At 58.4% G+C, this 21,198-nt stretch carries 14 protein-coding genes, 3 tRNA genes and 3 pseudogenes; 12 read left to right on the forward strand and 8 right to left on the reverse strand.

Annotated elements, in window-relative coordinates; all coding sequences use genetic code 11:
• Positions 1 to 1,112, forward strand: a 1,112-nt coding sequence (locus L1069_RS21405; RefSeq protein WP_237456980.1) for a hypothetical protein, incomplete at its 5' end; no start/stop codon positions are given.
• A gap of 10 nt (positions 1,113 to 1,122) precedes the next feature.
• Positions 1,123 to 2,598, forward strand: coding sequence for a heme biosynthesis HemY N-terminal domain-containing protein (locus L1069_RS21410; protein ID WP_237456981.1), 1,476 nt, complete (start codon positions 1,123 to 1,125; stop codon positions 2,596 to 2,598).
• 142 nt (positions 2,599 to 2,740) lie between these two features.
• Here the strand turns inward: L1069_RS21410 and L1069_RS21415 are convergent.
• Positions 2,741 to 2,827, reverse strand: a tRNA-Leu gene (locus L1069_RS21415).
• 581 nt (positions 2,828 to 3,408) lie between these two features.
• The gene (locus tag L1069_RS21420) at positions 3,409 to 4,428 is read right to left on the reverse strand and encodes an IS110 family transposase (RefSeq protein WP_129372700.1); all 1,020 of its coding nucleotides are present in this window, start codon (positions 4,426 to 4,428) and stop codon (positions 3,409 to 3,411) included.
• A gap of 173 nt (positions 4,429 to 4,601) precedes the next feature.
• On the opposite strand from L1069_RS21420, the pseudogene L1069_RS21425 reads away from it, so the two are divergent.
• A pseudogene (locus L1069_RS21425) lies at positions 4,602 to 5,183 on the forward strand (transposase); the annotation flags it as partial.
• A gap of 71 nt (positions 5,184 to 5,254) precedes the next feature.
• Here the strand turns inward: L1069_RS21425 and L1069_RS21430 are convergent.
• A tRNA-Thr gene (locus L1069_RS21430) sits at positions 5,255 to 5,330 on the reverse strand.
• A gap of 38 nt (positions 5,331 to 5,368) precedes the next feature.
• A complete protein-coding gene (locus L1069_RS21435) occupies positions 5,369 to 6,421 on the reverse strand; it encodes an AraC family transcriptional regulator (protein ID WP_237456982.1) in 1,053 nt (350 codons plus the stop codon).
• Positions 6,422 to 6,546: 125 nt separating this feature from the next.
• On the opposite strand from L1069_RS21435, the gene L1069_RS21440 reads away from it, so the two are divergent.
• Both L1069_RS21440 and L1069_RS21445 read left to right on the forward strand, forming a co-directional pair.
• The gene (locus tag L1069_RS21440; RefSeq protein ID WP_129372702.1) at positions 6,547 to 6,990 is read left to right on the forward strand and encodes a cupin domain-containing protein; all 444 of its coding nucleotides are present in this window, start codon (positions 6,547 to 6,549) and stop codon (positions 6,988 to 6,990) included.
• Positions 6,991 to 7,001: 11 nt separating this feature from the next.
• Positions 7,002 to 8,489: an FAD-dependent oxidoreductase gene (locus L1069_RS21445; RefSeq protein WP_237456983.1), complete on the forward strand. Its 1,488-nt coding sequence runs from the start codon at positions 7,002 to 7,004 to the stop codon at positions 8,487 to 8,489.
• Positions 8,490 to 8,585: 96 nt separating this feature from the next.
• Here the strand turns inward: L1069_RS21445 and L1069_RS21450 are convergent.
• Positions 8,586 to 8,672: transfer RNA gene (locus tag L1069_RS21450), tRNA-Leu, on the reverse strand.
• 217 nt (positions 8,673 to 8,889) lie between these two features.
• Between L1069_RS21450 and hemN the strand changes: the two genes are divergently transcribed.
• Positions 8,890 to 10,245 carry an oxygen-independent coproporphyrinogen III oxidase gene (hemN, locus tag L1069_RS21455; RefSeq protein ID WP_237456984.1) on the forward strand — a complete coding sequence of 452 codons (1,356 nt, stop codon included), beginning with the start codon at positions 8,890 to 8,892 and terminating at the stop codon, positions 10,243 to 10,245.
• Between the two features lie 325 nt (positions 10,246 to 10,570).
• On the opposite strand, the gene L1069_RS21460 is transcribed toward hemN, so the two are convergent.
• Positions 10,571 to 11,362, reverse strand: a complete 792-nt coding sequence (locus L1069_RS21460) for an SUMF1/EgtB/PvdO family nonheme iron enzyme (protein ID WP_134831108.1) — start codon at positions 11,360 to 11,362, stop codon at positions 10,571 to 10,573.
• A 77-nt stretch (positions 11,363 to 11,439) separates the two neighbouring features.
• Positions 11,440 to 12,564, reverse strand: coding sequence for a copper-containing nitrite reductase (gene nirK, locus L1069_RS21465; protein WP_237456985.1), 1,125 nt, complete (start codon positions 12,562 to 12,564; stop codon positions 11,440 to 11,442).
• Between the two features lie 305 nt (positions 12,565 to 12,869).
• Between nirK and L1069_RS21470 the strand changes: the two genes are divergently transcribed.
• The 6 genes and pseudogenes from L1069_RS21470 to L1069_RS21495 all read left to right on the forward strand — a co-directional run.
• Positions 12,870 to 13,706, forward strand: coding sequence for a flagellar motor protein MotB (locus tag L1069_RS21470; RefSeq protein WP_129372707.1), 837 nt, complete (start codon positions 12,870 to 12,872; stop codon positions 13,704 to 13,706).
• Positions 13,707 to 13,830: 124 nt separating this feature from the next.
• Positions 13,831 to 15,138 carry a flagellar hook-basal body complex protein gene (locus tag L1069_RS21475; RefSeq protein ID WP_129372708.1) on the forward strand — a complete coding sequence of 436 codons (1,308 nt, stop codon included), beginning with the start codon at positions 13,831 to 13,833 and terminating at the stop codon, positions 15,136 to 15,138.
• Between the two features lie 46 nt (positions 15,139 to 15,184).
• Positions 15,185 to 16,633, forward strand: a complete 1,449-nt coding sequence (flgK, locus tag L1069_RS21480) for a flagellar hook-associated protein FlgK (RefSeq protein ID WP_237456986.1) — start codon at positions 15,185 to 15,187, stop codon at positions 16,631 to 16,633.
• A 3-nt stretch (positions 16,634 to 16,636) separates the two neighbouring features.
• Positions 16,637 to 17,641: a flagellin gene (locus tag L1069_RS21485; protein ID WP_237456987.1), complete on the forward strand. Its 1,005-nt coding sequence runs from the start codon at positions 16,637 to 16,639 to the stop codon at positions 17,639 to 17,641.
• Positions 17,641 to 18,747 (forward strand): flagellar basal body P-ring protein FlgI, encoded by a 1,107-nt coding sequence (locus L1069_RS21490; RefSeq protein ID WP_129372711.1) that lies wholly within the window; start codon positions 17,641 to 17,643, stop codon positions 18,745 to 18,747. The genes L1069_RS21485 and L1069_RS21490 overlap by 1 nt, the downstream gene beginning before the upstream one ends.
• A gap of 362 nt (positions 18,748 to 19,109) precedes the next feature.
• Positions 19,110 to 19,442 (forward strand): annotated as a pseudogene (locus tag L1069_RS21495) (hypothetical protein); the annotation flags it as partial.
• A 285-nt stretch (positions 19,443 to 19,727) separates the two neighbouring features.
• Here the strand turns inward: L1069_RS21495 and L1069_RS21500 are convergent.
• Positions 19,728 to 20,997, reverse strand: a pseudogene (locus L1069_RS21500) (IS110 family transposase).
• Positions 20,998 to 21,198 lie beyond the last annotated feature (201 nt).

The following is a 21,198-nucleotide window of genomic DNA, read 5'->3' on the forward strand; positions in this document are numbered from 1 at the left end:
CCGAGACCGAGACCGAGACCGAAATTGCGGCTTCTGACTGGGAGGCGGCTCCGGAAGAAAAGGCTGCATTTGAAACCGTGGAGCCAGTTGCTCACGCAGAGCCGCCCCGCGAAATCGAACGGGTGGTAGAGAAGCGCGGTGGATTCGGCTCAGCTGTGCTGGGTGGCGTCGTGGCTGCGGTCATTGGGTTTGTCGTCGGCCAAGGCGGCTGGCTTGATAGCGTTCTGCCGGCTTCATTGCAAAACCGGGGCACAGATTTGAGGGCTCTGGAAACCGGCCAGTCGGACCTGCAGGCGTCTTTGGCCGCGCTGAAGCAGCAGGTTGAGGCCAGCCAGCCCCCGGACATATCGCCCCTTACTGCGCAGGTCCAAGCTCTTGCCGCCGACATCGAACCGCTGAAAACCGCGCAGGCCCCGGATGCGGTGCTGCGTGCGGATCTGGAGACTTTGACCGCCCGCGTTGCCGCGCTGGAAACCCGGCCTCTGGAAGGCGCCTCGCCCGAAGCTGTCGCTGCGTTTGAAGCTGAGCTGGGCAAGCTGCAAGACAGCTTGGCTGCGCAGCGTTCCGAAGTCGAACAGATGCTGGCAGACGCCCAGGCTATGGACGCGGCAAGTGCTGAGGCCGCGCGGATTGCCAGCGCCCAGACGCAGCTGGCGCAGCTGCGTTCTGCCTTGGACACCGGTAACAGCTATGCGGCCAGCGTGCAGGAGCTTGCCACCCTCGGCGTTGATGTTCCGGCAGCCTTGTCCGGTCCTGCGGAGAGCGGAGTAGCCTCGCTGTCTGCCTTGCGGGACGGGTTCGCCCCGGCTGCCCGCGAGGCGCTGGCCTCTGCCCGCGAGGAGACAAAGGACGGCAGCGGCCTGCTGGATTACGTGAACCGCCATCTGGGTGCCCGCTCTGTCACTCCAAGGGACGGGGACGATACGGATGCGGTCCTGTCCCGCGCCGAAGCGGCTGTGGCCGCGGGCAAGCTGCAGGAAGCATTGGAAGAACTTTCTGCCCTGTCCGCCACTGCCCGCGCTGCCCTGTCCGGCTGGGAAGCCGCTGCAAATGCGCGGGTGGCAGCCGTGACTGCCGCCACTGATCTGGCCCAAAGCCTGCAAGCCAAATAAGGAAGCCGCCATGCTCTGGTCGTTGTTGAAGATCCTCGTTTTCGTCGCGATTATCGCGCTTCTGGCATTTGGCGCGGGTCTGCTGATGGAAACTGCCGGCGGGGTGCAGATCACCGTAGCCGGCACTGAATATACTCTGAGTGCGCTGCAATCGGTGATTGCGCTGGGTGTACTGGTCTTTGGAGTCTGGCTATTCCTCAAGCTGCTGTCGCTTCTGGTTGCCACGCTGCATTTTTTGAATGGTGATGAAACCGCCTTGTCACGGTATTGGGACAAGGGGCGCGAGCGCAAAGGCTATCAGGCGCTGGCCGATGGTCTGATGGCGCTTGCCTCCGGCGAGGGGCGTCTGGCGCTGGCCAAGGCGGCGCGGGCCGAGAAATACCTGCAAAAGCCGGATCTGACGGATCTGCTGGTGGCACAGGCCGCGGAGATGAGCGGCGACACTCGCAAAGCGGCCGAAGCCTATAAGCGGCTGCTGTCGAACCAGCCGACCCGCTTTGTCGGTGTGCGCGGGATCATGAAGCAGAAGCTGTCCGAAGGCGACACGGAGACAGCCCTCCAGCTGGCCGAGAAAGCACTGGCTCTGCGTCCCAAACATGAGGAAGTGCAGGATACGCTTTTACGTCTGCAAGCCCAGGCCGAGGATTGGGCCGGTGCCCGCAAGACACTGTCTACCAAGCTCAAGACCGGCACCCTGCCGCGCGATCTATTCAAACGCCGTGATGCGGTGCTGGCGCTGTCGGCCTCCAAGGGAATCCTGGACGAAGGCGCGACGGTCGAGCAGCAGGAGCAGGCAATCGAAGCCAACCGATTGTCGCCGGATCTCGTGCCGGCCGCGGCAATGGCCGCCCGTGCATATATCGCCAAGGGCAAGAAACGCCCGGCGGCCCGGCTGCTGAAAAAGACCTGGGAAAGCCAGCCGCATCCCGATCTGGCCCATGCTTTTGCAGAAATCGAGCCGGAGGAAAGCGCCGCCGAGCGCGTCAAACGTTTTGATCAGCTGGCCCGGCTCAAACCGCAGGATGACGAGACCCGGCTGATGATGGCCGAACTGAACATTGTCGCCGAAGATTTCCCCGAAGCCCGCCGCTGGCTGAATGATCTGGCCGAGCGTGCACCCGACGCCCGCGGGTTGACGCTGATGGCTGCGATTGAGCGCGGCGAAGGTGCCGGTGACAAGGTTGTTCAGGGCTGGCTGGCCAAGGCACTGACCTCTCCGCGCGGGCCGCAATGGGTCTGTGATAGCTGCAACCATATTCACGCGGAATGGGCGCCGGTTTGCGAGCATTGCGCCAGCTTTGACACCCTCTCCTGGAAGCGGCCGGAAACACCGGAAGTTGCCAGCCTTGCAGCAGCACATATGCTGCCGCTGATTACTGGCGCGCCGGAAGAAAAGGTCTCGGAGGCTGTGGAAGAGGCTGAGGTTCTGGAAACCGGTCAGGAACCAGTGTCTGAGTCCCAAGAGCAGATCAAAGAGCCCAATTGAGACAGCATATATAGCTAGGAATGGCGGGATTTCCTGCCATTCCTTTAGCTCTCAGTGATGGGCGGCCATCAGCCTGCAGAAACAAGCAAACCCGAGGAAACGGCAAGTTCCGGACTGGAACGAAGTGCATTTTTTCGGGGAATGGTGCCCAGGAGAGGACTCGAACCTCCACGTCCTTACGAACACTAGCACCTGAAGCTAGCGCGTCTACCAATTCCGCCACCTGGGCAGGTGTCGTGGGACCGGCGTATAAGCGGAGTCGCAGGCAGCGTCAAACAAAAATGGACCGGCCTGCCTGGCAAAACCCGGACTTTAATAATCACGACCGAATACTGCACAAGTTAAGACGAAGTGGCCGTGGAATTCCGGGCCAGTGCCTAAGGCGGATCGGCTTGTGAGCAAGACTATCATGATGGCAAGAAACATACACAGTATGAGGCCTGGCCCTGGTTGTTGAAGGGGCTTGTCATCAGCCGGCCCAAGCAGGTGTGTGACGCCGGTACTGAATGCATTGCAATGCGGCACGCGCGGACGCAGCGGAAACCTCGCAGTAGCGGCGAACGGCATGTGTGGATGGTCCCTGCATAGCAAGACATTTTTGAGGTGATTTGCGCCATTGTCAGAAGCAGGCATGTGTCCGGCCTGTTTGCGCGGCTTCGGCCGCTGGCCCTGAAGGGTTCCGTAAACCAGGTCCCTATCAGCAATGCGGGCTATTGTGCCCGTGCCGTTCGGCGGGGTGTCCTGGTTTTTACGGCTGACTTTTGCACCATCACTTCGTAGGTCTTGCTATCTCGCTGTTATCAGGCCCTTTCAGAGGGTTCTCGGCATGTATGGCTTGTTCTTTGTCAAAACCGCCCAGACGATCCTTGCGGTCTTGTTCGCCATGGCGACAGTTGCCAAGCGCGCAGGCTTGCGTTCCAAAAGTGCGGCGAGCCATTTGTTCGCCCGTTCTGGGTGGGATTTTGTCTGCCTGACCAGAGAGGTCATTCCTACTACAAGCAGTTGGCGCAGATATTGGTCGCCCATCTTCGTGATCCGACCCAATCGTTCCTTTCCTCCGCTCGATCGATTGGCCGGCGTCAAACCAAGCCACGCCGCAAACTCGCGACCGTTCTTGAATTGGTGCCCGCTGCCGATACTCGCAGCGATCGCAGAGGCCGTAACCACGCCAACGCCCGGAATGGTCTGCAATAGACTGACGCGGGCATCGCGTTTGCCTTCAACTCTCAGACGGGCTTCATACCGGCGCACCTGTCCGTGCAGAACTTGCAGCTGCCCGCACAGATTATGGACCACGTCTTGCGCGATCTCGGGCAGGCCCGGTTCGGCACGCGCCAGCACGCCCTGCGCAAAACTGAGGAGCCGTGTGAGGCCTCTGGCGATGTAGACGCCGAACTCTGCCAGCATGCTGCGCAAGGCGTTGACCAACTGTGTGCGTTGACGAACCATGAGATTGCGCGCTCGATGCAGAGATAGCAGCGCCTGCTGGTCGACCGATTTAATCTCTACAAACCGCATCGTGGGACGAGTAACTGCTTCGCAGATTGCTTCGGCATCGATAGCGTCTGACTTTCCAAGCTTCACATAGGGTTTAACGTACCTGGGCGGGATCAGCCGAACCTCATGGCCCAGCCTGGTTAACTCACGCGCCCAGTAATGACTTGTGGAGCAGGCTTCCATGCCGACAAGCCAAGGATCAAGTCGCGCGAAGAACGGCAGCGCCTGAGCCCGGCGTAAAGGCCGGTTAAAAGCGACCTCGTCACATTCCGTGATCCCGTGAACCTGAAAAATGTTCTTGGCGAGATCGACTCCGATTGTTGCAACTTGCATTGGGTGGCTCCTCTCGTAAGCAGGCAATCACACCTGCACTATGGCGCCTTACGACGCCGGTTGGAGCAGGGGTCATCCACCCCATCAGCAGGGTCTGGATTTCGTTGAAAAACTCCTCCTTGATTGGGGGATCATCGCTGCTTCAATCTTCGTGCTGGCAGGAGGATTGTGCGATGATGGGACCGAAGCAGGAAGCACAAACTGCGCTGTTTTATGAGTTCTCGTTGGAGGGTCATGTTCCTCAAAACCACCTGCTGCGTTCGATTGATCGCTTTGACGGTCTGAGCAGTATCCGTGCGCATTTGGCAGATTTCTACAACCATACAGGCCGCCCCTCTATTGATCCAGAACTGTTGATCCGCATGCTGTTGGTTGGTTACTGCTTCGGCATTCGCTCTGAACGGCGCCTTTGTGAAGAAGTGCATTTGAATCTGGCATATCGCTGATTTTTCCGCCAGGATCCGACCGGTAACATTCCGGATCATTCGACCTTCTCCAAGAACCGCCATGGTCGCTTCCGGGAAGGCGGTCTGCTGAACCATGTATTTGAAACGACGGTCGCGCGCTGCATGGGCGAAGGGCTCGCCGGCGGTCAGGGTTTTGCGGTGGATGCGAGCTTGATCACTGCAGACGTTCAGAAGCAGAACTCCAGCCATCCCGAAGATTGGGAGGCCCGAGCGGCTGATCCCAAAGATGCGCCTCGCGCGGTGCGCGAATATCTCGACTCTAATGCCGATGCCGCTTTTGCTTCAGCCGCCAACGACCAGCAGAGGCAAGGCTTCTGACGAGAATGGCAGAACTATCTGGGCTTTTCAGGAGGGTTTTTTGGTGCCGGTGATAGGACTCGAACCTACGACCCCATCATTACGAATGACGTGCTCTACCAGCTGAGCTACACCGGCGCCGTTTTCTGCCTGTAGCGGAAAACAATGCTGCCCGTTTAAACGCTGCTTGAATACCGCGCAAGTGGGGATCCTGCGGGTTTTTCTGGTTTTCCCCGTACAGCGCAGGTAGTGCTGGGCAGCTCGCCAAACCGATCGCGGTAGAGCTGGGAAAACCGGCCTAAGTGAGAAAAGCCGCAGTCATATGCAATGCTGCTGACCGGCGTTTCAGGAGGCCGGGACAACAGCAGATAGCGAGCCAGATCCAGCCGTAAATCGCGCAGGTACGCCACCGGCGTCAAACCAAAAGTCTGACGGAATCCGGTTTGCAGGCTGCGGATACTGCATCCTGCTGCGGCGGCTATTTCTAAAACGGTTACAGGATCTCCTGCATGCGTGTGAATGAAGTCCCGTGCACGGCGGATCTGATGGCTGCTGCCGGCCGCTGTCCGCGGTGACAGAAGATGGCGGATGTTGCTTTGCTGATAGGTCAGGAAGCCCAGGATCAGCTGCTCTTCGATCAAGCTTTGCTGCAGGCGGCTCCAGGTGCCGAACCCTGCCTGCGCGTCAGTGGCGTGGACACAGGCGGCAAATTGACGTGCCCAACGGTGCAATGGCCCTTTTGAGACGGGAACGGCTGTGTTGAAAATCACCGCTTCGGCCAGAGTAAGCCCGGCAGCGCGTTCCGCGATTTCATGCAAAGCTTTCCGGTCGATCTGCATAAGCAGCATCCGGCAATCGGAATGCCAGGTCATCCGGGTGGCCCGTGTCGGGTTCAGCACAGTGGCAACGCGGCAGTCCGAAACCTCGGTTTCTGCTCCGTTGGCCACTTGCGCATGGCCGCTGACCGGTACCTGCACCAGATAGAAATCCTGCAGCTCACCGGGGTCGATCTGCACGGTGGATCCATAGCTGAGGTAATTTAGAGAGAGGTGCTGTCCGCAGACGTGGTTGTGGCGGGTACCAAAGCCACGGGCCAGCCCCGCCGGTTCCAGCCGGTGATCGCAGAATTTTTGCGCGACAAGCGAGCGGGCCTCATCAATGTCGCGGCTGTGGAATTGCCGCCACGCGCGCAAGGGCTCGCGCCTGGTTGATGCCTGTTGCGTAGTCATTGGCGCAGCCTAACACGGTTACCCGGTCAGGCAATCATGGCAGGCTGCGCTATTTTGCGCATTTTGGATAATCCTTTTGCGGAGCCGCCCCTAGGCTGCTGGGAGGAGAAAAATGGGAGGAAAGCATGGCATTGGATCGGGGAATTACCAAGGCGGCCGAGGGGCTGGAGGGCCTGTCCTGGAACGTAGTTGGCCACACCTACACCCCCAAGCTGCACAGCGAAAACGCGTTCATCTGGCACGCGCTGATCCCGGACGGCACATTTGTGCCGCCGCATATTCATCCTGCGCAGGATGAGTGGATCACCCTGTTGGAGGGTGCGCTGGAGGTGGAATTCGGCGGTGATGTTTTTCGGGCCGGGCCGGGCGACACTGTGCGGATGCCGATGGGAGTGGCGCATGGCATCTTTAACCGTTCGGGCGCTGCGGCCTCTTGTGTTTTTGGGGTAGCTCCGTCGCGCAAGCTGTTCGATTTGTTTTGTGCGCTGGACGGCGTGACCGACCCGGAAGAACTGGTGCGGATCTCGGCGCTGCATGAGGTCGACTTCCTGCCGCCTCCGGCGGAATGAGGGAGCGGAACATGGTAAAGCGCAAAACGGTTGCCGTGATCGGCGGCGGAATAAGCGGTCTGGCTGCAGCCAAAGCCTTTGCGGAAAAGGGGCATCAGGTTCTGGGGTTTGAACGCAGCCATGACCTGGGTGGAGTATGGGAGCCATCGCGCTCCTATCCTGGGGTGCAGACGCAGTCGCCCAAGGAACTTTATTGCTATACCGACCACCCGATGCCGCAGGAGTACCCTGAATGGCCCAAGGGGCCGCAGGTGCATGCCTATCTGCATTCTTACGCTCACAAGCACGACCTGCACCGGCATTTTCGGTTGAACGCCGCTGTACAGGAGATGGACCGGCGCCCGGACGGGCAGCCGGGCTGGCGGCTGGTGGTCGAGACGGACGGCGAAACCCGCGTGCAGGACGTGGATTTCGCTGTCGTCTGCACAGGTCAGTTTTCAGAGAAGAACATCCTTAGCCATCCCGGGCAGGAAGATTTTAAGGCGCAAGGCGGGGAAGTTATGCATTCCTCAGAGTACCTCGACCCTGGCCATGCGCGCGGTAAGCGGGTGGTGGTGCTGGGCGGCTCAAAGTCCGCCACCGATGTGGCGGTGAATGCAGTGCAGAATGGTGCGCGGCAGGTGCATCTGGTCTACCGGCAGAATGTCTGGCGGATTCCGTATTTCGTCGGCGGCATCAATTTCAAGAAGCTGCTGTACATGCGGGCCCAAGAGGCACAGTTCAACGGTTGGGGCCGCAGCTGGCTGCACAAGGCAATCTATAGTCTGGCGAAACCGTTGATCTGGGTCAATTTCCGTGGGTTAGAGACGCTTTTGAAGCTGCAACTGGGCCTGAAGAAGTGGGATATGGTGCCCGATGTGCCGATCGAACAGGATGTATCCTGTTCGGTTCCGATTGTGACGCCGGGTCTGTTTGAAGGATTCAAAAGCGGCTCGATCATTCCGCGGCGCACAACGATTTCGCGGTATGAGGGCGACGAGGTAGTGCTGGAGAACGGCGATAGAATCGGCGCTGACCTGGTGATCTCGGCGGTGGGCTGGAAGCTGGGCATCCCCTATCTGGCCCAGCGGCATCTGGACAAGCTGATCGAGGCTGATGGCCAGTACCGGACCTACCGGCTGTCGGTGAACCCGGACCTGCCGGAGATGGGCTTTGTCGGTTTCAACTCCAGCTTTTGCACGATTCTATCGGCGGAGCTGGTGGCGAATTGGCTGGTCCGCTTTGCCGACGGCAAGCTGGAGAAGCAGCCCTCGCGGGCAGAGATGGAGGACAACATCCAAATGATGCTTGATTGGCGCCGCAAGGAACGGCCTGCCGCGCAAATCTATGGCGGACTGTGCTCGGCACCGTTCCATTTCAAGCATTTTGACGAACTGCTGATGGATATGGGGGCGGCGCAGTGGAAGCGTTCCAACCCGTTGGTTGAGCAATTTGCACCGCCGGATGCCAGCGCTTATGGCCGGTTTCTGGCGACGGCACCGCAATACACGGCGGTCTGAAATCTGCCCTTGTGCCTGCTGGAAACGGCGGGCGCATTCACGCTTAAGTATATACCTATCTGCAGCTGCGAAGTGCAGAGTTTTTTCTTCGGGGAATGGTGCCCAGGAGAGGACTCGAACCTCCACGTCCTTACGAACACTAGCACCTGAAGCTAGCGCGTCTACCAATTCCGCCACCTGGGCAGGTGTCGTGAGACCGGCGTATAAGGCGGTTTGCCGGGGGCGTCAAACGGAAAATGCACGTGGACGCCGGATTTCTGAAGGAATCACAGATATATGATTTTTAGGTTTTAAATCAGCGTGTTGAAGAAACGACTCTGGCGCGGCAACAGACGTCAAAACAACGTCTGATTTGATCCTGCGCAAAGTGGAGGTGATTGAAAAGGGGCATACCAAAGTCATGAAACAGATTGACCGCCTCCAAGCCCTTGGGCTGTTCGACAGCCGGGTGCCCCGCTACACATCCTACCCAACAGCGCCGGTGTTTACTGCAGCCGTCGGCGCCGCGGATCAGGCCCGCGAATTGCAGGCGCTGGATCCGGATGTGCCGGTTTCCGTTTATTTGCATATACCGTTTTGCGAGCGTCTGTGCTGGTTTTGCGCCTGCCGCACACAAGGTACTCAGACGCTGAGCCCGGTGGAAAGCTACATTGGCACGCTGGAGCAAGAGCTGAAACAGGTGGCGCCTTTGCTGCCAGAAGGGTTGCGGATGGGGCGGATGCATTGGGGCGGCGGAACGCCGACCATTCTGCCGCCCGTTTTGATCCACCGGCTGGCGCAAGCGGTGAAGGCAGTGTTTCCGCAAACCGAAGACTGGGAGTTCTCAGTGGAGATCGACCCCACAATGGTCGACCACGACAAAATAGCAGCGCTGGCGGCAGAGGGCATGAACCGCGCCAGCATCGGCATTCAGGATTTCGATCCGCTGGTGCAGCAGGCAATTGGCCGCGAACAGCCGTTTGACGTGACCAAGGCCTGTGTCGAGGATCTGCGCGCGGCGGGGATCACCTCGTTGAACGCTGATCTGGTCTATGGCCTGCCGCATCAGACCCAGGCACGGATGGCGGACACGGTGGAAAAAGTGCTGAGTCTGACTCCCGACCGGCTGGCGTTATTTGGGTATGCGCATGTGCCTTGGGTTGCAAAGCGGCAGAAGCTGATCAAGGAGGAGACGCTGCCGGACGATCTGGCGCGATACCATCTGGCCGGCCTGGCAGCTGAAAAATTCGCCGCGGCGGGTTTTGCCGCCATTGGCATCGACCATTTTGCCAAGCCCGGCGACGGGCTGGAGGCAGCAGCCCGCACCGGGCATCTGCGCCGCAATTTTCAAGGCTACACCGATGACACCTGCCCGACGCTGATTGGATTCGGCGCATCGTCGATTTCCCGTTTTGCCGGCGGCTATATCCAGAACGCAGCTGCCACGCCTGCTTATGTGCAAAGGGTCGAGGCAGGGCATTTGACTGGTGCCCGTGGCCATGTGATGAGCGATGAAGACTTGCTGCGCGGCCGTGCTATCGAGATGCTGATGTGCGAGTTCCGGCTGAACCGGGCAGAGCTGAAGCAGCGTTTCGGAAGCCTTGCAGCGATGCTGGATGCGGATCTGGCACAGATCGCGGCGCGGTTCGGCGATCTGGTGCACTTGGATGATGCGGCACTGACGATCCCGCCCCAAGGCCGGCCGCTGACCCGGATCATCGCAAGCTGCTTTGATGCCCATGTGCCTGAAGGGGTGCGCTACAGCCGGGCCTCTTGATCCAAAAGCCGGGCGCTCCCGCCTGTTCCGGGGCCTCTTTCCAGAGGCCCCTCAAAGTTGGGCGTGGCGCTTTGCTGGGGCACAGCGCGGCCTTTCCTATCAATGCAATTCGATTGCCGGCACCGGGGCTATGCGCTGCGCCCGGGCGCGGGTTCAATCTAGGCGGGAATTGAACAACAAAACAGGAAAATCCGTTCAAAGCAGATTGGTCCTTGAACGGTTTCGCAACAGAAGGCGCAGCGCAGCTGCCGGGCCCAAGGCTGTCAAGGGGCGCCGGTGCATCCGGGGCTCCTGCGGGCGCGGGAGAACCCCTTCTGCTTAGCAGTCAGCCGTCCTTGACCAGCCGGAACCCCAGGTAATCCGGTGGCAATCCGACCGCGCAGCCGCCAACACTGGCGTCGCGTATGAAGTCGATCACTACGGCCCGGTGCCGGCCGCCGGTAATGCGTGCGCTGCAATATGGATCGCCATATGCGAGGCTGCCATCTTTGCGCAACTCGCCGTTCTGCATGCAGCCGGCAGTCCATTCCCAGATGTTGCCGCCCAGACCGCTGAGGCCGTGGCTGTTGGTTCCGGGTTCGGTTTTGGGATCCTGCGCCGGTCCTGGCAGGCCGCGCAGTGTCACCCCGCGGGCGTATTGGCGCAGCCAGCGCTGGGCCGGGTCGGTGCTATCCGTCTCAACCGAAGCGTCGCCAAAGATTTCAGCTGCAGCCAGTTGCCATTCCGCCTCATCCGGCAACCGCCACGGCTGGCCGGTCTTCTTTGAATACCATTGCGCGTAGGCGGTGGCGTCATGCCAGCTGACGTGTGTTTGCGGCCGGCTGCCATCTGCCGGGTTTGCATCTGCCCGCTTGCAGCCGCCGTCCGCCACGCAGGCGGCATATTCGGCATGGGAGACCTGATGTTTCATGATCTCGAATGCTGCCACTTGCCGCATCTGTTCCGGCGGCACCACGCTTTTGCCACCTTGGTGAAAATTGCCGATCGGCCGGTAACGGATTGTGGCCGCGGCAATGACGGCGGTTTCGGCCTGCGTCGCCGGTTCCGGGGCGTATAGCCAAAGACCGGGAATGCTGATCGCGGCGGCCAGCGCAGCAGTGATGAGTTCGAATTTCATGGGTATGCTCCCAAGAAAACAAAAAATGGGCGGCCGCGTAATGCAGCCGCCCTTGAGAGATCACACCAGGCCCAAGCTTAGGAGCCGGAGTATTCGGTCGGGGCGACCACCTGTTCCATCAGGTCGTTATTCCATTCGCCTTCGACCACCACATGCGCGGTTGCGCCAAGGTTCACTGCCTCGATCAAGTTGTGGTTCACATAAGCGTAAACGCCCGGTTGCAGGAATTCATAGAGCGCAGCCCCGGCGGAGCCGCCGCGGATGAACCAGGTTTCCAGGTCGCGGTCCGGTACGTTGTTGAACTTGCCGGCCTCCCAGACCAGGTCGCCGTGGCCGCCGATCAGGTGCGGGCGGCTGTCGCGGTTGGCTTGGCTGTGGATGAACAGCACTTTCTCGCCCTGTTTGGCCTTCAGCGCGGTTTCACCGGTCAGTGCACCAACTGCGCCGTTGAACACCACGTGGCTGGGGATAAGCCCGTTCATGACTTCAAGGGTATCAGGGTAGCTTTCGCCTACATCCTCGTACCGCAGGTAGTCACCGTTTTCGTTCTTCGGAATGTAGAACTCGTTTTCGCCAATATAGTAGACGCGGTCGTATCTGACTGGATCGCCATTGTGGTCTGAAAGCCCATTTCGCGGCAGAACCATGATTGAGCCGGCCATGCCTGCCACGACGTGCCATGGGATCATCGGACCGCCTGGCGCACAGTGATAGACAAAGGTGCCGGGGCGGGTGGCCTTAAAGCGCAGAACAGTCTTCTCACCCGGGTTGACCAGGGTGAGCGCGCCGCCGCCCAAGGCGCCGGTGGCGGCATGGAAGTCGATATTATGCTGCAGCATGTTTTCCGGCGGGTTGATCAGGGTAAGCTCCACATAGTCGCCTTCATGGACAACCATCAGCGGCCCCGGAATGGAGCCATTGAAGGTCATGCCTTGCAGATAGGCGCCCTGATCGACTTCAATCTCCTTCTCGACGATCTTCATCTCGAATTCGACAATGCGCGGCGCACCCGGAGCAACCTGCTCGTGCTCATGCACGAAGGGCGGGGCAACCAGTTCGCGCTTGATGCGCTGCAGGCTGGACAGGTCCGCCGGTGCAGCGGCCTCGTGGACAGTGGTGCCTTCAGCCTTGGCGGCTTTGGCGAGTACGGGCAGCGCTGCTACACCGGCTGCTCCCATCAATGCGGCTCTGCGGGTCAGCATAGTGTTCTCCTTTTTGTGTCTCATGTGCCGTGTTGAGGAGACTCTAGCGCTGGGCGCGCTTGGGCTGGTTGCTCTTGATCAACCTTTGATAAGATTGTTCGATGCCAAGATAAGTGTATTTTAAGATGCAGCAATTCCTGCCGGGGCTTTGCCATAGTGTTGCGGGCAACTTCCGCAAATGAACCGCCTGGTCTTGGCGGAAATTGCCGTGCGGAGGCACAGAACTGCCGGCAAGTTTAATTGTTAAGCCCAGTTTAACGCGCCGACTGTTATCCCGGGGATGGGTGAAAATAGTGGTGGTGGATATGAGCGCACAAAGCAATGTGGCGCCCATTATCATCAAGAAGAAAAAATCAGGTGGTGGCGATGGCCATCACGGTGGCGCGTGGAAAGTGGCTTATGCCGACTTCGTGACCGCGATGATGGCCTTCTTTATGCTGATGTGGCTGCTGAACGCGACGACGGAAAAACAACGCAAGGGTCTGGCGGATTACTTCTCGCCGTCAATTCCGCTAAGCCGGGTCTCCGGCGGCGGCAATGGTGCGTTTCAGGGTGACAGCATGTTCACCGAGGAAATTCAGCCGCAATCGGGCACCGGGGCAACGGACATTAACCCTATGGATGCCCAGCAGGCGCAGGGGGATACCGGAGTCGAGACCGACGAGAAGCGCGAGGAAGAAGACTCCAAGTTCCGCGCAATCGAAGAACAATTGTCTGGACGTGGCGGCGAGAGCATGGTGACGGTTGCGATGGCCCGCCACATTGTGACCCGGGTTACTGACGAAGGGCTGATCATCGAACTTTTTGCCACAGAAGACATGCCGCTGTTCAAAGAGGATGCTGCTGAGCCTACGCCGTTGTTCCGCGATCTGGTCAGGATGATTGCCCGGGTGTCGGAAAATGTTACCAGCAATGTAGCCATCGGTGGCCACATCCGGTCCCATCCGGTTGTGCTGGCAAAGAATCCGGTTTGGGAGCTGTCCCATGACAGAGCCGACAAAACACGGACGCTGCTCGAATCAGGCGGACTGGCAGCAGGCCGGATTCACCGGGTGACCGGCCATGCCGACCGCAAGCTGGCGGTCGGAAACCCGATGGCAGCCCGTAATGACCGGATCGAAATCATCCTTTTACGCGAATAAGCCACTGAAAACATTGCGACAGGCGGCTAGCAGATAAGTCATATTTTATCTGTTAGCCGCCCGTTAATCGCTCCTGCGCTAGCTGTTGCATCCAGAATGATTAGATGCAGCAGAAAGGCGCGCTATGACCATTTCTTCGTCGCTGAACGCGGGTGTTTCAGGATTGAGCGCCAACGCCAGCCGGTTGGCTTCCATTTCCGATAACATCGCCAATTCCTCGACCCGAGGGTACAAACGGGTTGAAACAGATTTCCATTCCATGGTCCTGTCGAATTCAGGAGGCACCTATTCGGCTGGTGGTGTCCGCACCACCAATGTCCGCCTGATTGATGAGCGCGGCCCGCTGGTATCGACCAACAATGCCACTGATCTCGCCGTGCGCGGAAGAGGCATGCTGCCCGTGGCCTCGATCACTGAAGTGGAGGCTGGCGGCGACCCGTTAATGATGCTGACCACGACCGGGTCTTTCCGTACAGATTCCAATGGATACCTGACGACAGAATCGGGCCTGGTGCTGATGGGCTGGCCGGCGCTGGCTGATGGTACAGTGCCGGATGCGGCACGCGATACATCTGATGCGTTGGAACCGATCCATGTCGACCTGAACCGGCTATCTGCGGAACCAACAACAGAAATCAGCCTGACTGCCAACCTGCCCGCAGATGAGACAGATGTTGGAGCGTCTGGCGATCCCGTAGAACAGGTTGTTTTGTATTATGACAACATGGGCAATGCCGAAGAACTAACCATTACCTACACGCCCAATGTTGCGACACTGCCGGCAACGTCTGGCACCAATGAATGGACGATGGAGATTGTTGATTCGGCAACAGGGGCGGCCAATATCGGGGAATACACGCTGACTTTCGATGACAGCAGTACCACGGGCGGTTCTCTTGCGAGCGTGGCAACTGTTACCGGCGGTGCATACGATGGCGCCGCAGGGTCAGTGACAATTAACGTTGCGGGCGGGCCGGTCGAAATTAACATTGGCACCATCGGCGGCAACACCGGTATGAGCCAGCTCGGTGATGAATTCGTTCCAGGCACCACTGAAAAAGACGGCAATCCCGTTGGTTCCTTTGTCTCGGTTGAGATCAACGAGAGCGGTGAAGTCATAGCAGAATATGACTCTGGCGATACCAAGGTGATCTATAAGGTTCCTTTGGCAGATGTTTCCAACGTCAACGGTATGCGGGCATTGGATTCGCAAACTTACATGCCGACTGATGAGTCCGGGGATTTCTACCTTTGGGATGCCGGCGACGGGCCGACGGGTGAAATTCTGGGTTATGCCCAGGAAGAATCCGCTGTGGATGTGGCGACCGAACTGACGGATATGATCCAGACCCAGCGCGCCTATTCGTCCAACGCCAAGGTCATCCAGACGGTTGACGAAATGCTGCAGGAAACCACCAACATCAAGCGCTAATGCGCTTGATGCCCCCTGACATTGGCTTCACGAAAGCAGGCTGAACATGTCTATCTATTCCGCCCTGAACAGCGCGATGAGCGGGTTGACCGCGGCCAGCCGGTCCTCGCAAGTGGTTTCGGAAAACCTGGCCAACGCTTTGACACCTGGTTACTCGCGCCGGGTGTTGGATCTGAACAGCCCTGGAGCGGGTGTTCCCGGTGTCCGGGTCGGGCATGTTCAGCGCATCAACGACCCGGTTCTGATCACTAACCGCAGAGTTGCTGAGGCAGACTACGGCGCGTCCAGGATCCAGTCTGATTTCTACGGCCGGATGTCCGATCTGGTTGGCACAGTTGACGACGAGATGTCACTGGCCTCGCACCTATCGGATTTCGAGTCTTCAATGATTGAGGCAGTCTCTCGCCCGGATTCACAGCCCAGGCTGAATGATTTGGCCGTGAAGGCGAATTCGCTGGCCGACTCGATTTCCCGCACGGCTGAAGGGTTGCGGGATCTGAGGATCAACGCGGACAATGCGATCGGCTCTCAGGTTGAAACCGTGAACCAGGCGCTGAAGGAAATCGAAAAACTGAATGCCCGTATTATGGTCGTCGAAGCCGGTGGCATGGATGCAGTGGCGATGCATGACCAGCGGGATCAACTGGTTGATCAGGTTAACGAAATCATTCCAGTCAATGTCGTCCGGCGCGGTAATGGCCAATTGACGCTCTACTCAACCGGCGGGGTTATGTTGTTGGATGGCAAAGCGTCGGAGCTGAGCTTTACTCCGTCGCGGGATATCCTTCCGCACATGACACTGGGCAATGCACTGATTTCCGGCCTTGAGGTCAATGGCAAGGTGATTGACACCAGCCCGGACGGGCCACTTCGGGGTGGCATGCTTACAGCCCAGTTCGAAATCCGGGATGTAACAGCTGTGGAAGCGCAAGAAGATCTTGACACAATGGCCGCCGATCTGATCGAGCGGTTTCAGGATCCTGCACTGGATGCCACCATTGGCGTCGCCGACGCCGGCATCTTCACGGATGATGGCGGTTTCTATGACCCGGCAAACTTCGTCGGTATCTCTAACCGCATTGAATTGAATGATCTGGTGGCCTTGGATGGCACCGGAGAAACATGGCGGTTCCGCGACGGCCTATATGCAGCGGGTCAAGGTGATCCAGGTGATTCCAGCTTGCTGCAGGCTTACTCCGACACGTTGAACACCACCCGGACGGTATCTTCTGTCGGGCTAGGCACAGCGAACATGACAGCCTCGACGCTGAGTGCAAACCTGTTGTCGCGGTTCGCCCAGGACAATGAAACAGCGTCACGCGCATCGACCTTTGCGGCGGCCAGTTTCAACGAATTGAGCCAAGCGGAACTGGGGCTTGGCGTTGATTCGGATGCTGAATTGCAGAACCTGTTGCTGGTGGAAAAGTTCTACCAGGCCAATGCCCGGGTGATCAGCGTTGTCGACGAACTTATGGATACACTATTGAGGATCTGACGCATGATTTTGAATTCCTATGGTGATATGGCGCAGCACCTCTTTCTCCGCAGCCGCAATGCGGAATTGCAGCAGAATATAACCACGCTCTCCGAAGAGTTTGCTACCGGAAAATCGTCCAACCTGACCGAGCGGCTGGGCGGCGACTATACCTATCTGGCGGATCTCGAAAACTCCTTGAACCGGCTCGACAGCTATATGGTCGCCAATAGCGAAGTGCAGCTGTTTGCCACCACGACCCAAGGCAGCCTTGATAAGGTTCAGAGCCAGGTGCAAGCGATGCGGAATGACATCCTGACACTGTCGCCTGCTATTGACGTGGAAAATGCAGAGCAGTTTGGAAGCCAAGCGAAGCAAAGAATATCCAGTGCAATCAACCTGCTGAATTCATCTGTTGGCGGGCGGACAATCTTTGCAGGCACTGCAACGGATACCAAGCCGCTTAATGACACCGGCACCCTTTTCAGTTCCATCCTCACTGAGGTCTCCGGATTGACGACAAGCAATGACATCATTCAAGCCGTGAAGGACTGGTTTGATGATCCAGCTGGCTTCGACACTGTCATGTACAGCGGTTCCACTACATCGCTGCAGCCTGTCACCGTGGGCGAGGGTGAACAGGTTACACTGGGCATCCGCGCTGATGACGACAACCTCAAACATGCGTTGCAGAGCTACGTCATTACAGCTTTGGCAAATGAACCCAGTCTCGGTTTGACGGACGATGTGAAAATTGACCTGGTCCGCCAGGCCAGCAGCGAACTTACGGATAGCGTGGACAATCTGATCCAGTTGCAAGCGGATGTCGGGTTTATCGAAGGCCAGCTTGAAGCGGTGAACACCCGCAATGAAGCTTCGAAAACCAGCTTGAGCATTGTCAAAAACAACCTGGTCTCAGCTGATCCTTATGAAACCTATACACGGTTGGAAGAAGCGCAAACACAGCTTGAAGGTCTTTATACAATCACTTCGCGCAGCTCGCAGCTCTCATTGTTGAACTATCTCTGATGCTGGTATTTCTTCGCCTCTTTTTCACTTGCCTGTTCCTGCTGCCCGCAGTGGCGCAGGCAAATACTATCCGTCTCAAGGACCTGGTCGAATTTGATGGCGTCCGGGGCAACGATCTGGTCGGTTACGGCCTGGTCGTCGGCTTGGACGGCACCGGTGACGGGCTGCGGAATTCGCCGTTCACTGAAGAAATCATGTCCAACATACTGGAGCGGTTAGGTGTCAATGTGACCGGTGAGCAGTTCCGGCCAAAAAACGTTGCTGCTGTCTTTGTAACCGCCACACTGCCGCCTTTTGCCCGGGTTGGAAGCACCATTGATGTAACAGTGTCAGCTATCGGTGATTCCAAGAGCCTCTTGGGCGGCACCCTGATCATGACACCGCTCAATGCTGCGGACGGGCAGATTTATGCCGTCTCCCAAGGTACAATCCTGGCGGGTGGAGCGGTGGCCGAAGGTAACGCGGCCACGGTAACCCAAGGGGTGCCAACGGCCGGTGTGATCCCTTCGGGCGCCCGGGTCGAACGTGAGATCGGCTTTGATCTGTCTTCTCTTAGCTCCATGCGTCTGGCCCTGCGGGAGCCGGATTTCACTACTGCTGGCCGGATTGAACGGGCGATCAACGATGAGTTTGGCCGCAACGTTGCCCTGATGCGGGATTCCGGAACTGTCGAGATCGATATCAAGCGAACAAATACCCGTTCGACGGCTCACGCCGTGGGCCGGATCGAGAATATCCTGGTTGAACCTCAGCGCAAGGCGCGGGTTGTGGTGGATCAGCGTTCCGGTACGATTGTGATGGGCAGCGACGTGCGGATTTCCCGTGTTGCTGTGGCTCAAGGGAACCTTACTTTGCGGATCGAAGAGACGCCGCTGGTGGTGCAGCCCAATCCCTTCGCAAATGGCGAATCGGTTGTTGTTCCACGCACAGGTGCAGCTATTGAGGAAGAAGAGGGCGTCCAACTTGCCGAAGTGCCGGAGACGACTTCGCTGTCCGAAGTCGTGGCAGGTTTGAATGCCTTGGGCGTGTCGCCGCGGGACATGATCGATATCCTCAAAAGCCTGAAAGCGGCCGGCGCATTGCATGCAGAATTTGTCGTCCGTTAGGCCGGTTAAAGCAGACTAGTGAAGAGCCCTGGCTTTGCTTGCAACAGCCAGGGCTTTTTTGTGTATCGCGACATGCCGGCGGGACGTAGAATGTTTAACAAGCCCCCAAACTCATGCATGGTTTCGCTTGGGCGGGGATGTTTTCACATCCGCTCGAATTTCGCGGCCCGTGCAATTTGAAAGTTGCAAGAACTAAATAGCAAGTTCTGGCCTTGGCGCCGCAGAAGGCGAGGTTAGTTGTGACTAATTACAAGGGGTTGCTCCTGACCTGTGCCCCGGAAATGTCCGCGTTTTGACGTTAGCCTGTTCTCCACGCGTGGAGACAGACAACGCGGAAAAGCCGATTCAGCGAAGAGCAGGTTATTGGCATCCTGAAGGAACACCAAGTCGGCATTGGGGCCAAGGAGCTGTGCCGCAAGCATGGCATCCACTGCCCGGCAGGGCTTTGCGCAGCAATGTCCCGAGAGGGGCGATGGCACGTACGCCAAGCGGCGCTCGAAGGATGGCGGCATGGAGGTGTCTGAGGCCAAACGGTTGAAGGCACTGGAGGCTGAGAACGCAAAGCTCAAGAAGATGCTGGGAAAAAACTTCTGAAGCCCGGTGCAAGGCGAATAGCGGCGGACTGGGCCATGGCAGAGAAGAATTGCAACCAGCAGCGGGCCTGTGCCCTGGCCGGGATTGATCCGCGCGTCTATCTCTGAATGGTGGTCAGCGACAACGTCTTATGTCGGGAAATTCCAGTTACTTAGGTTAGCAGGTCATGGAGCATCCGGAGTTCCGGACGCCCTGACAGGTTTGCCCAGACGGGTTCTGCCGTCAAGAAATGATCTCTTCCATAGCAAACACAGGGGACGCGCCCTGGCGGTCTTCACCGTCCTTAAACCGAGTCCCCAAATCCCAAGCAGAAAGCCCGAACGTTACCTACGCGGTCAGCGAATTGTCTCCACGGCTGCTGCAGAGAGAGGTCCTTCCGCCTGGGCTCACCCCTCGAAGAAGGGGCGATAGGGTTCGCCATGTTTGACCACGGCGTGTACGGTGCGCGCCATCTTGGCAGCAATCGCGGTATAGGCCTTGTGGCGCAGATGGGCATTGTGCCGGTCCTTGGAGATGTAACGCTCGAACTTGTCGCGGAAGTTGTTGGTCTTCTTCAACGCAGCCGTCTGACCCGCCATCCAGAGCGTGCGCCGGAGCCGGGCATTGCCATATTTGGAGATCTTGCTTTGCCCGCGGAACATCCCGGACTGTACGGTGGCAAGATCGCTCTCGGCAGATTGCTGTGCAATCGCCTTCCGGGTAATGCATGCCGCAGATCTTAAGGAACTGGCGGTGATGCCGGAAACGGCGCAGATCACCTGCTTCAGCCAGGATGGTCATTGCGTTGATCGGGCCGATGCCGGGAATGGTCGTCAGCAGCTGATAGTCAGGCAGATCGGACAGGAGCTCGACGGATCGCGCCTCAATCTCATCGCGCTGCCGGATCAGGCTGCGGCCTTCGGCGGGAACGAGGCGGAACATGCGCACTGCGTCGGAATCCGGGCGGACAGGAAGCCCGACTAGATCCGCGGAAGTCGTGTAAATATCTGAAGGCAGGCGTTCTTTGGAAAACTTGCGGCCAACGACTTGCCAGGCATCGGCGATGAAAGCCTGCCGGCTCATGGCCGGGATCATGTGTGGCGACGGGTACTTCTCGAGAAACGCCAGGAACCAATCCGTCCGGGAGCTTCTGTGAAACCGCTCGGCCTTGGGAAAATACAGAGGCAGGTAATGGGTCAGGATGCGGTGCCAGAGTTCGGTCTTCGACCGCGAAACGATCTCGTGGGTCTTTGACAGTTCCTGAATGTCAGCGGTTCCGGTGGCCAGCGGATCATGGAAGAACTGCATGGCCCCGATCTCCAGCATGTGAAGAATGACCTGGGCGTCCTTCGGGTCGTTATCGTTCCAGCTGTTGTGCAGGGCCTCCCGCGTCCGGGCCAAGCCCACGGAGGACACGAGCTTCAGCTCGAACCCCGCCTGGCCGAGATGATGCGCCAATCTCCGATGATAATTGCCGGTTGCTTCGAACCCGATCCTAACCGGCAAACCGTAACCGGAAAGAGCCGCCACCAAACGCCCGAAGTCATCCAGAGTATTGGTGATGGTCATGCGGCGGCGGCGCTTCTTGCCGGGAGCACTGATCAGAACTTCGTGGCGGTGTTTGGAAATGTCGATGGCGACCAATAAGGTCGGCGCAGTAGAATAGGTGGCGGTCATAGCCGGTCTCCTCAGTGGTTTGGGTTACGCAAAACCACTGTTGAGACCCGAGGCCCGGTTATGGCCACCCGCTGCGCGATTTGAGGGCTGCGCGCGTGGCTATAACCTCTCAGTTGCTAATCCTCCCGACGTGCTATGGGACAGAACTGACGTCGAATGCCATACTGAAACGGAAGGAGGAACGGTCTGTCGAGAGGTACT

This window comes from Leisingera sp. MMG026 (assembly GCF_021654205.1).
Classification (GTDB): Bacteria; Pseudomonadota; Alphaproteobacteria; order Rhodobacterales; family Rhodobacteraceae; genus Leisingera.